Annotated in this window: 10 protein-coding genes; 7 read left to right on the top strand and 3 right to left on the bottom strand. The window is 68.4% G+C overall.

Translation table 11 applies throughout. The features are described 5' to 3' along the window. The first annotated feature begins 146 nt into the window (after window positions 1–146). A complete protein-coding gene (locus tag ACIQ3R_RS10625) occupies window positions 147–1463 on the top strand; it encodes a DUF1254 domain-containing protein (protein ID WP_397418242.1) in 1317 nt (438 codons plus the stop codon). Here ACIQ3R_RS10625 and sfsA read toward each other — a convergent pair. Continuing rightward, on the bottom strand, window positions 1447–2166 hold the full coding sequence (gene sfsA / locus ACIQ3R_RS10620; RefSeq protein ID WP_397418239.1) for a DNA/RNA nuclease SfsA: 720 nt from the start codon (window positions 2164–2166) through the stop codon (window positions 1447–1449). The genes ACIQ3R_RS10625 and sfsA overlap by 17 nt on opposite strands. Before the next feature lie 169 nt (window positions 2167–2335). Here sfsA and ACIQ3R_RS10615 point away from each other — a divergent pair, with 169 nt between their 5' ends. Genes ACIQ3R_RS10615 through ACIQ3R_RS10605 form a run of 3 tightly spaced genes read left to right on the top strand, consistent with a single transcriptional unit; the run spans window position 2336 to window position 4743 of the window. Then, window positions 2336–3103, top strand: coding sequence for a competence/damage-inducible protein A (locus ACIQ3R_RS10615; protein ID WP_397418236.1), 768 nt, complete (start codon window positions 2336–2338; stop codon window positions 3101–3103). Between the two features lie 52 nt (window positions 3104–3155). After that, window positions 3156–3938: an SDR family NAD(P)-dependent oxidoreductase gene (locus ACIQ3R_RS10610; protein WP_397418233.1), complete on the top strand. Its 783-nt coding sequence runs from the start codon at window positions 3156–3158 to the stop codon at window positions 3936–3938. 10 nt (window positions 3939–3948) lie between these two features. Then, window positions 3949–4743, top strand: a complete 795-nt coding sequence (locus ACIQ3R_RS10605) for an enoyl-CoA hydratase/isomerase family protein (protein ID WP_397418230.1) — start codon at window positions 3949–3951, stop codon at window positions 4741–4743. Window positions 4744–4788: 45 nt separating this feature from the next. Here the strand turns inward: ACIQ3R_RS10605 and ACIQ3R_RS10600 are convergent, their stop codons facing one another. Continuing rightward, on the bottom strand, window positions 4789–5565 hold the full coding sequence (locus ACIQ3R_RS10600) for an NAD kinase (protein WP_397418227.1): 777 nt from the start codon (window positions 5563–5565) through the stop codon (window positions 4789–4791). Window positions 5566–5620: 55 nt separating this feature from the next. Continuing rightward, on the bottom strand, window positions 5621–6766 hold the full coding sequence (locus ACIQ3R_RS10595) for a DUF2336 domain-containing protein (RefSeq protein ID WP_397418224.1): 1146 nt from the start codon (window positions 6764–6766) through the stop codon (window positions 5621–5623). A 101-nt stretch (window positions 6767–6867) separates the two neighbouring features. Here ACIQ3R_RS10595 and glpK point away from each other — a divergent pair, with 101 nt between their 5' ends. The 3 genes from glpK to ACIQ3R_RS10580 form a co-directional block, all read left to right on the top strand. Then, window positions 6868–8364, top strand: coding sequence for a glycerol kinase GlpK (gene glpK, locus ACIQ3R_RS10590; RefSeq protein ID WP_397418221.1), 1497 nt, complete (start codon window positions 6868–6870; stop codon window positions 8362–8364). Between the two features lie 50 nt (window positions 8365–8414). Continuing rightward, entirely contained in the window at window positions 8415–9185 is a 771-nt protein-coding gene (locus tag ACIQ3R_RS10585; protein ID WP_397418218.1) for a class II aldolase/adducin family protein, read from the top strand. A 134-nt stretch (window positions 9186–9319) separates the two neighbouring features. Continuing rightward, a partial coding sequence (locus ACIQ3R_RS10580; protein ID WP_397418215.1) for an efflux RND transporter periplasmic adaptor subunit occupies window positions 9320–10117 on the top strand: 798 nt, incomplete at its 3' end.

Here is a 10117-nt window from a genome sequence, read left to right as displayed (position 1 = left end):
CAGCCGGGACCACGACATCACCTACTTCTACGCTTCGCGGCTGCCGGGCGAGCCGGCGGAGGGGGTGGAGGACATTCACTTCCATCCCATCGAGCCCAGGCAGGTGCGGGTGAGCCTGAAGTACGCATTCTGAGGGGGAAGAGCCGATGAACCGGCGGGAACTGATCGCCGCCCTGGCCGCCGCCGCCGCACCTGGCGGCGCGTTGGCGCAGGACTCGACGTTGCGGGCCTCGGCGCAGGCGGCGTGGCTCTATGGCCTGCCCTTGATCGAGATGGCCACGACGCGGGCGCGGGCGCTGACCGGGCGGGGCGGCATGGCCGGCGCGATCAACCGGTTCGTCCACAGTCGCGCGCTGGCCGGACCGCAAAGCCGGGCGGTGACCGCGCCCAACAACGACACGCTTTATTCCAGCGCCTGGTTGGACCTGACCCGGGGGCCGGTGACGCTGACGATCCCTCCGACCGGCGACCGCTACATTTCCGTGGCGGGGATGAATTTCTACACCGACAACGACTTCGTGCTCGGCACGCGGACGAGCGGCGGAGGCGGCGGGCGCTTCACCATCGTCGGGCCGGGGCAGGCAGGATCGGGGCCGCGGGTGGTGCGACTGTCGACGCCGCAAGGCTGGCTGCTCGCGCGAACGCTGGTTGACGGTCCGAGCGACCTGGCGGCGGTGCATGCCGTGCAGGACGGGCTCGGGCTGACAGGATCGGTTGCGCCGCCTCCGCCGACATTCGCGGCGCGCGCCGCCCCGGCCATGGACTACTTCATGAGCGTCGCTGCTCTGCTCGCGGCCAATCCGCCTCCGGCGACGGACGGTGCGTTGTTTGCGCGGATCGCAGCCCTGGGGTTGAGCGCCGATGGGCGCTTCGACGCCGCCCGGCACGACCCGGCGGCGCGGGCGGAGATCGAGGCGGGTGTCTCGGCGGCGCGCGCGGCGTTGCAGAGCGTTCGGCCCGGCCCGTCGAGTGGCGGCTGGTCCTATCCCAAGTCAAATCTTGGCGACTATGGTCAGGACTACGTTTTCCGCGCCGGCGTGGCGTTGGCGGGGTTGGCGGCGCTCCCGGCCGCCGAGGCGATGTACATGAACCCGGTGGGCGACCGGGGCCGGATGTTCTCCGGGGATGGCCCCTATGTTTTGAAGTTTCCCGGCAATGCGCAGCCACCGGTCGACGCCTTCTGGTCGCTGACAATGTATGAGGCCACGCCGGAGGGGCAGTTCTTCCTCGTGGAGAACCCGCTCGGCCGCTACTCCATCGGCGACCGGACCCCGGGCCTGGCCCGCGGCGCGGACGGCTCTCTGGAAATCTGGATCGCACGGTCCGATCCGGGCGGCGCGCGGTCGGCAAACTGGCTGCCGGCGCCGGCCTCGGGACCCTTCACCCTAAGCTTCCGGGCCTATCTGCCCCGACCGGAACTTCTCGACGGCCGTTATCGACTGCCGGCTATTGTGGCCGGATAGGCGCGTCGCGCCAAGGGATGGCCTGAGCCAGGGCTACCGCCTCCGGCGAGATCGTGCAGCCGCGCACCAGCACCTCGACGCCCGCCTCAGCGGCCTCTAGCAGGCCTCGCGCATAAGCCGGGTCGAGTTCGGCGCAGGCGGCGAAGCGGTCGCAGTCGGTGCGCTGAACAACGAACAGCATCACGGCGCGGTGGCCCTCTGCGACCATTGTGGAAAGTTCGTTCAGGTGCTTGAGCGAGCGGGCGGCGACGCAATCCGGGAACTCGGCGAGGCCCGGTTCGCGCATCAGGTGGCAGTTCTTGACCTCCAGCCAGCAGGGCGGGCGGCCAGGGCTCTCGAGCAGGAAATCGATGCGGGAGGCCGCGCCGTAGCGCACTTCGCGGCGGTGCGAGGCATAGCCGGCCAGTTCCGGGATCGCATCGGCGGTCAGGGCCTCGGCGACCAGGCGGTTGGGATGCATCGTGTTGATGCCCACCAGGCCGCCGTCGGCTTCCACCAGCTCCAGCGTATGGGCGAGCTTGCGCTTGGGGTCGTCTGAGCGGGAGACCCAGGCGCGGAGGCCCGGCGTGTTGAGGCCCAGCATGGCGCCCGGATTGGGGCAGTGGGCGGTGATCTCGGTTCCGTCGTCGAGGGCGACATCGGCGAAGAAGCGCTTGTAGCGCTGGACGAGGGCGCCGCGCGTGAGCGGGGAGGGGAAGTGCATCGGACAGCCCTATCGGGACCCATGAATCAGAACGGATGATCACGAATGCGATGCGATCCGGGCTGGCAAGCCATCCGTGTTGATCCGGACTCATCCCTGGTTCGACAACAGGCGACTCGCAAGCTCTGTGTCGGCTGGTATGGATGCGCGCAGAGATAGCGGAGGCGGGATGTCCGGAGTGAGCGACGAGCGGGTGACGGCTGCGGTGCTGGTGATCGGGGACGAGATCCTGTCGGGTCGGACCCAGGACACCAACACGCGCGACATCGCGCGGTATCTGAGCGTGATCGGGGTGGATCTGGCCGAGACGCGGACGGTGCCGGACGTACTGGAAGAGATCGTGGCGGCGCTGAACGCGCTGCGCGAACGCTATGACTATGTGGTCACCACCGGCGGCATCGGGCCCACGCACGACGACATCACGGCTGATGCGGTGGCGGCTGCCTTTGGCGTGGAGCTGCATGAGCATCCCGATATTCTGGCGATGATGGAGGCCCGCTGGGGCGGCGAACTGACCCCGGCGCGGCGGCGGATGGCGCGGGTGCCGGTGGGCGGCGATCTGGTGAAGAACCCGGTGCAGGGACCGCCCGGCTTTACCATCGGCAATGTGTTCACGCTCGCCGGCGTGCCCTCGATCATGCGCGGAATGCTCGAAGATGTGGGCCCGCGCATGCGCGGCGGCCGGCCCACCGTCTCGCGCACCGTGCGGGTTGAGGGTTCGGGCGAGGGCGTTATCGCAGCCCCGCTGGAGGCGGTCGCCAAGGCGCACCCGGACATGAGCCTCGGCAGCTATCCGTTCTTCGGGGCCGATGGATACGGTTCGAATCTCGTGGTGCGCGGGCGCGACACCGAGGTGCTGGGTGCGGTGGTGATCGAACTGATCGCAGCGCTAAAGGGCGCGGGCATCGAGAACGTGCGCGAGATCGAGGCGGCTTGACGTCCACCCAGGGACGCCCGACAGGGTTCGACCAAACGGGAGGACTTTCAAGATGGCGTTCAAACCCTTCGACCTGACCGGCAAGGTCGCTCTGATCACCGGCGGCAATGGCGGCATCGGCCTGGGCATGGCCGAGGGTCTCGCCGCATCCGGCGCCAAGGTGGCGGTCTGGGGCCAGAACCCCGAAAAGAACGCCAAGGCGAAGGCCGCGCTGGAAGCACACGGCGGCGAGGTGCTCGTCCAGCAGGTGGACGTCACCGACGAGGCGGCGATCGTGGCGGCTGTCGCCGAGGTGGTGGACCGGTTCGGCCGGCTTGACTTCTGCGCGGCCAATGCCGGCGTCGGCGGCGGCGGCGCCTTCGAGGAGATGACCACCGAGCGCTGGCGGCGGGTGACCACGGTCAATCTCGATGCCGTGTTCTGGACGTTCCGCGAGGCGGTGAAGCCGATGATCGAGCGCGCCAAGGCGGGTGAACCCGGCGGCTCTCTGGTGGTGACATCCTCGACCTCGGCGGTGCACGGCGCGCCGCGCAATCAGGCCTATGCCTCGACCAAAGGTGCGGTGCTGTCGATGATCCGCGCGCTGGCGGTGGAGTACGCGCGCTACGGCATCCGCGCCAATTCCATCCTGCCCGGCTGGATCGCCACCGACATGACGGCGGGCTCGCAAGGCTGGGACAAGTTCAACGAGAAGGTGATCATGGGCCGGGTGCCCATGCGCCGCTGGGGCGAGTGGGAGGATTTCGCGGGCATCGCGGTCTATCTCGCCTCTGAGGCCTCGAAGTTCCACACCGGCGACAGCTTCACCATCGACGGCGGCTACACGATTTATTGAGGGCGGCCCGATGACTGACCGATACGCCGTCTACAAGCGGCTTAAGTTCGAGCGCCCGGCGCCCGGCGTACTGCGGATCGTGATGAGCAATCCGGGCAAGCTCAACGCGGCGGACGCGGTGATGCACCGCGAGCTGGCCGAGATCTGGCGCGACGTGGATGCGGACCCTGAGGTGCGCTGCGCCATCCTGACCGGGGAAGGTGATGCGTTTTCCGCCGGCGGCGACTTCGAGATGATCCAGGGGATCGTCGACGACTTCGAGGTGCGGGCCCGGGTGATGCGCGAGGCGCGCGACATCGTGATGAACATTGTCGACTGCCAGACGCCCGTGGTGAGCGCCATGCGCGGGGTGGCGGTCGGGGCGGGGTTAGTCTGCGGCCTGCTGGCGGATGTTTCGATCGCCACGCCGGATTGCCGGATCATTGACGGACATACGCGGTTGGGCGTCGCGGCCGGCGACCACGCTGCGATTGTCTGGCCGCTGCTCTGCGGTATGGCCAAGGCCAAGTACTACCTGCTTACCTGCGACCCGCTCAACGGGGCGGAGGCCGAACGGATCGGCCTGATCTCGCTCGTAGCGGACGACGCAGATCTGGACGCCCGCGCTCTGGCCGTGGCGACCAAGCTGGCCACGGGCGCGCCCCGCGCCATCGCCTGGACCAAGCACGCCCTGAACCACTGGCTGCGCACGGCGGGCCCGGCCTTCGACGCCTCGCTGGCGCTGGAGTTCCTGGGCTTCACCGGGCCGGAAGCGGCGGAGGGACTGGCGTCGCACCGGGAGAAGCGGAAGCCGAAGTTCGTGTGAGGTCTCGTCTTGCGTACCTCCCGCCGCTTCGCGGGGGAGGCAGGGTCAGACCGAAAACTGCTCTGCGAGCACGCGTTCGCCCAGGCTGCGGCCGGCGTCGAAGAGCATGCATATCGACACGTCGCGGTCTTCGGCGATGTAGACCTCGACCACGTTGGGAGCCTCGAAGTTGTCGGCCACGGCGCTGACCGGGCGCTTGGCGCCTTCCAGCACTTCCAGGCGCAGGCGGGCGGTGTGGGAGAGCAATGCGCCGCGCCAGCGGCGGGGGCGGAAGGCGCTGATCGGCGTCAACGCCAGAATTTTCGATTCCAGAGGAATGATCGGGCCGTGGGCCGAGAGGTTGTAGGCGGTCGAGCCCATGGGGGTTGAGATCAACGCGCCGTCGCAGATCATCTCGGACAGGCGCACCTTGCCGTCTACGGAAATGCGCAGCTTGGCCGCCTGGCGCGTGGTGCGCAGCAGGCTGACTTCGTTAAAGGCGATGGCCTCGTGGCTCTTTCCCTGAACGTCAACGGCGGTCATGCGCAGAGGGTGGATTTCGGCCTGTTCGGCGGCGTTGATCCGACCGAGCAGGTCGTCGTCTGAGAACTCGTTCATCAGGAAGCCGACCGAGCCCTTGTTCATACCGTAGATCGGCTTGCCCGAGTGCATCAGCTCATGGACGGTCTCCAGCATGAAGCCATCGCCGCCCAGGGCGACGATGACCTGAGCGTTGTCGAGGCCGGCGTCGCCGTAGCGGGCGACGAGCTGGTCGCGGGCCTCCTGGGCCTCGGGCCGGCTGCTGGCGACGAATGTGAGGCGGGTGACGAAGGCTTTTCTCATCGGCGCCCAGAAGCCCCAACTTGCGCGGGGCTGTCAAACCCCGTTGGCGTACGGATCAGGCGGCCTTGAGCGTGCGGACGGCCTGACGGAAGGCGGCGGCGGCGATGTCGGGGGCGACGGGGGCAAAGGCGGTGATCGCTTTGCGTGCGCCCTCGGCCCCGCCGCCGGGATTGCCGTGGTTCTGCGCCCGGATCATGTCGAGAATGTCCGGGAAGGCGCTTCGATCAATGCCGACCCCGGCGCAAGCGAGCGCCAGCAACTCCGGTCGATCGGAATCGAGCACAGCGCGGATTTGTGTCGGATCATAGCCGCCGAGCAGCGCCAGGCCGCCGGCGAACAATGAGAACCTCTCCGCGCGAAGCGCCCGCACCAGATAGCCCGGGCGAAGCTGGTTGGCAGCTTTGAGCTTTTCCAGGAGGCGCATTTCCATCACCTCGCGCTCGCCTTCTCGGGCGGTGACGGGGGCGACTTCAGAGACGGCAGGGGCGCGGACCTTGCCTGCGGGGCCGTGGGCCTCCCTCACTGAGGCGGCCAAGGCTTCATCGAGGATCGTGACGTCGAAGCGATAGCGGTCCGCCAGACCCTGCCGCAGCGCATGTCCGACCCAGAGATAGAGCCGCCGCGCCAATTGGCCACTCAAGCGAGGGTGTTCAGAAAGGGGTTCGTGCAGGGAGGTGATCTGCCGTGCGGCTTCGACCAGCTCTTCCATGTCCGCGGGCGAGACGTCGGCCGTTGTGTTGCCGGCCAGGGCTGTAAGCACGGCCGGTTCGCCCTTTTGCAGGATCGCTGTGACCACGTTGGACGGCAGGTGGGGCCGGCGGGCCACCTCGATCTGGTGTTCGATGGTCGCCTCGACGAGCAGGCGCACCAGATCATGCTCCTGCAGCACCGGGCTTTGGGCGATGATCGGGCGGGCGATCTCAATGTCATCCAGCGCCAGCACATTGACGAGTGCGATCGGCGCCCAGTCGGCGGAGGCCAGCTTCTCGGAAAGGCGCTTGCGGATGTCGCGCTCGGCCTCGACCACCAGGCTCATGAAGATCGAAGACAACAGCGCCTGAATGGGCGGCGCGCGCATGGCTTCGTCTGCATGGGGCGCCTCGCACAGATCCGCGATGGCGAGCAGCAGACGCTCGCGATCCACCGGCTGGCGGCTCTTGGCCAGGTTCAGCAGGGTGTCCCCGCCCACCGCGACGCTCAACACCGGTCTCCTATGTTCTACAGTCCGACCTGGGTTATCGAAGTCTGAACCGGTCGAATGAAGATGGGCTTAAACACCGGGGCGAAGGAGAGAGGATTTCCATGGGCGAACCGCTGATCCTGGCGCTGGACCAGGGCACCACCTCGACACGGGCGATCCTGTTCACGCGCGACGGCCGGGCGCTGGCCGAAGCCGGGCGTCCTCTGGAACAGCATTATCCCGAGGACGGCTGGGTCGAGCACGATGCCGAGGCGATCTTCCAGGCGTCGGTCGCCGTGTTGCGGGAGGCGGTGGAGGCGGCTGGGCGCGCGCTCGCAGACGTGACCGCCATCGGAGTGACCAATCAGCGGGAGACCGTGGTGCTGTGGGACCGGCGCTCCGGACGACCTGTGCATCGGGCGGTGGTGTGGCAGGATCGGCGGACCGAGCCGGTTTGCGCGGCGCTGCGTGCGCGGGGGCTGGAACCCAAGGTGACCGAGATCACCGGGCTATTGCTCGATCCGTACTTCTCCGGAACCAAGCTCGCATGGCTGCTGGACCATGTCGAAGGCGCCCGGGAGGCCGCGGCGCGTGGCGATCTGCTGGCGGGGACCATCGACAGCTGGGTCATCTGGAAGCTGACAGGCGGACGCATCCACGCCACGGACGCCACCAACGCCTCACGGACCCTGCTTTACGACATCCGGGCCGGTGGCTGGTCTGAGGCGATGGGCGAGATGCTGGGTGTGCCGCTCGGTCTGCTCCCGGAGGTCAAGGACTGCGCCGACGACTTTGGAACGACGGACGCCGGCGTGCTGGGTGCGGAGATCCCGATCCGGGGCGTGGCGGGCGACCAGCAGGCGGCGCTGATGGGGCAGGGATGCATCCGGCCTGGCGAGATGAAGGCGACCTACGGGACGGGCTGTTTCATGCTGCTCAACACCGGCGAGGCGGCGCCGATCTCGACGGCGCGCCTGTTGACGACGGTTGCGGCGCGGGTGGGCGGTAGGACGACCTATGCGCTGGAGGGCTCGATCTTCATCGCCGGGGCGGCGATCCAGTGGCTGGGCGAGGGCTTGGGCATCGCGGGCGGACCCCAGGCGGCCGAGGCGCTGGCGGCCCAAGCCGATCCGGAGCTGGGGGTGGTGTTGGTGCCGGCCTTCACCGGGCTCGGCGCGCCGTGGTGGGACGCCGAGGCGCGGGGTGCGATCCTGGGGCTGACCCGAGATGCAGGGCTGGCGGAGATCGCCGGGGCGGCGTTCGACGCCTGCGCGCTGCAGACCCGCGATCTGATCGAGGCCATGCGCATGGACGCGCCGGGCGCGCTGGGGCCGGACGCGACGCTGCGGATCGACGGCGGCATGGCGCGGAGCGCGTTCTTCAGCCAGCGGCTGGCGGATCTGACCGGGGTGGCGGTGGATCGGGCGATCTTCGAAGAGACCACGGCGCTGGGCGCGGCGCTGTTCGCCGGCATCGGGGCCGGCGTGTTCGCCGATGTGACGGAGGCCGCGGCGGCGCGGCCGGCCGTGGAGCCTTTCGCGCCGATTATGGCCGGAGATGCGCGGGACGCGGCCTTCGGGCGATGGCGAGATGCGATCCGCAGGGTCCGCTCGGCTTGACGTCGGAGGCGTCCGGCGCGACTCTCGCCGCAACAAGGATGGAGACGGTCATGGCGGACGGTTCAGTCGCGGGGATCACCTCGCTCAAGGGTCGGGTCAGCGCAGAGGAATGGCAGGCCCGGGTGGACCTCGCCGCTCTGTATCGATTGGTCGCGCTCTATGGGTGGGACGACATGATCTACACCCATATCTCGGCGCGCCTGCCGGGTCCGGACCACCACTTCCTGATCAACCCCTATGGGCTGATGTTCGATGAAATCACCGCCTCATCGCTTGTGAAGATCGACCTGGACGGCAACATCCTTCAGGAGACGCCCTACTTCATCAATCCGGCGGGCTTCACGATCCACTCGGCGGTGCACGCGGCGCGGGATGACGCCAAGTACGTGATGCATCTGCATTCTGATCACGGCGTGGCGGTGGCGGCGCAGAAGCATGGCCTGCTGCCGCTGTCCCAGCATGCGCTGATCGTGCTGCCGAGACTGGCCTATCACGACTACGAAGGCATTGCGCTGAACCATGACGAGCGGGAACGTCTGGTGGCGGATATCGGCGACAAGCATCTGATGTTGCTTCGTAATCACGGCACGCTTTCGGTCGGCGAGACGGCTGCGGAGTGCTGGGTGGGGATGTACTACCTTGAGCGCGCCTGTCAGATGCAGGTGGCCGCGCTGTCGGCGGGACGCGATGGCGTGCTGACCGCCCCGGAGGCGTCGCAGGCGGAAGTGCGTAAGCAGACTCAGCGAGGCGTGGGTGGGGCGCTGGCGTGGCCAGGCTGCCTGCGCAAACTTGATCGCCAACTGCCCGGTTACGACGCCTAAACGCCTGCTAGGCATACAAGCCGTCTCTACGTTGCAGAGCGGAAACGCATAGCCATTCCGCTGTCATCGGACCGCGTGTATGGACCGGTGAATGCAAGCGTGCGCCGGGGGGGCGCGCGGCGGAGCGCAACGGTTTGTTCAAGCGTCACTTTTTTCTGATCTCAGCCGTGGTCGTCCTGGCGTTGATGCTGGTCGCCGGAGGCCTGAAGCTGCTGAGTAAGGCGCCGGGGCAGGGCATGGCCCAGGGCGGTCCACCCGGGGCCGGCGCGGGTGGCGGCGGCGGGCCCCCGGGCGGCGGCGCCCGCCGGGGCGGCTTCGGCGGCCCGACCCAGGTCTCGGTGGCGGTGGTTCAGCCTCGGATGTTTGAGGACGTCACCGAGGTGCTGGGCGTGGCCAAGGGCCGTCAATCGGTGACCCTGACCGCGGCGACGACGCAACTGGTGGAGCGGGTGCGGTTTCGCGACGGTCAGCAGGTGGCGCGCGGGGCCGTTCTGGTGGAGTTGCGCGACACCGAGCAGGACGCGGGCGTGGCTCAGGCCGAAGCGCGGCGAGTGCAGGCGCAGCGGGCTTACGATCGATACAAGGCGCTGGGGGACCAGGGCTTTGCGTCCAAAGCGGCGATCGACCAGTTTGAAGCCAGTCTGCGCTCGGCCGAGGCCGATGTCGCCGCCGCCCAGGCGCGTCGGGCGGACCGGGTGATCCGAGCCCCGTTCGCGGGCGTGGTGGGGCTCTCGGATGTGGCGCCGGGCGCCCTGGTCAACCCCGGAGCGCCGATCGTCACTCTGGACGACACGACGGTGATGCGCGTCGATTTCCAGGTGCCGGAGCGTCGCCTGGCGCAATTGCGCGAAGGTCAGACCATCCTGGCGACGGCGGACGCTTTCCCAGGCGAGGCCGTGACAGGGCGGATCGCTCGACTGGACACGCGGGTG

This window comes from Phenylobacterium sp. (genome assembly GCF_044371015.1).
GTDB lineage: Bacteria > Pseudomonadota > Alphaproteobacteria > Caulobacterales > Caulobacteraceae > Phenylobacterium.
This window is presented reverse-complemented; position numbering and strand designations above follow the sequence as displayed.

Coding starts and splice junctions, on each gene's coding strand:
- ACIQ3R_RS10615 (WP_397418236.1), top strand. CDS start 2,336: ATGTCCGGAGTGAGCGACGAGCGGGTGACGGCTGCGGTGCTGGTGATC.
- ACIQ3R_RS10585 (WP_397418218.1), top strand. CDS start 8,415: ATGGCGGACGGTTCAGTCGCGGGGATCACCTCGCTCAAGGGTCGGGTC.
- ACIQ3R_RS10600 (WP_397418227.1), bottom strand. CDS start 5,565: ATGAGAAAAGCCTTCGTCACCCGCCTCACATTCGTCGCCAGCAGCCGG.
- sfsA (WP_397418239.1), bottom strand. CDS start 2,166: ATGCACTTCCCCTCCCCGCTCACGCGCGGCGCCCTCGTCCAGCGCTAC.
- ACIQ3R_RS10610 (WP_397418233.1), top strand. CDS start 3,156: ATGGCGTTCAAACCCTTCGACCTGACCGGCAAGGTCGCTCTGATCACC.
- ACIQ3R_RS10625 (WP_397418242.1), top strand. CDS start 147: ATGAACCGGCGGGAACTGATCGCCGCCCTGGCCGCCGCCGCCGCACCT.
- ACIQ3R_RS10605 (WP_397418230.1), top strand. CDS start 3,949: ATGACTGACCGATACGCCGTCTACAAGCGGCTTAAGTTCGAGCGCCCG.
- glpK (WP_397418221.1), top strand. CDS start 6,868: ATGGGCGAACCGCTGATCCTGGCGCTGGACCAGGGCACCACCTCGACA.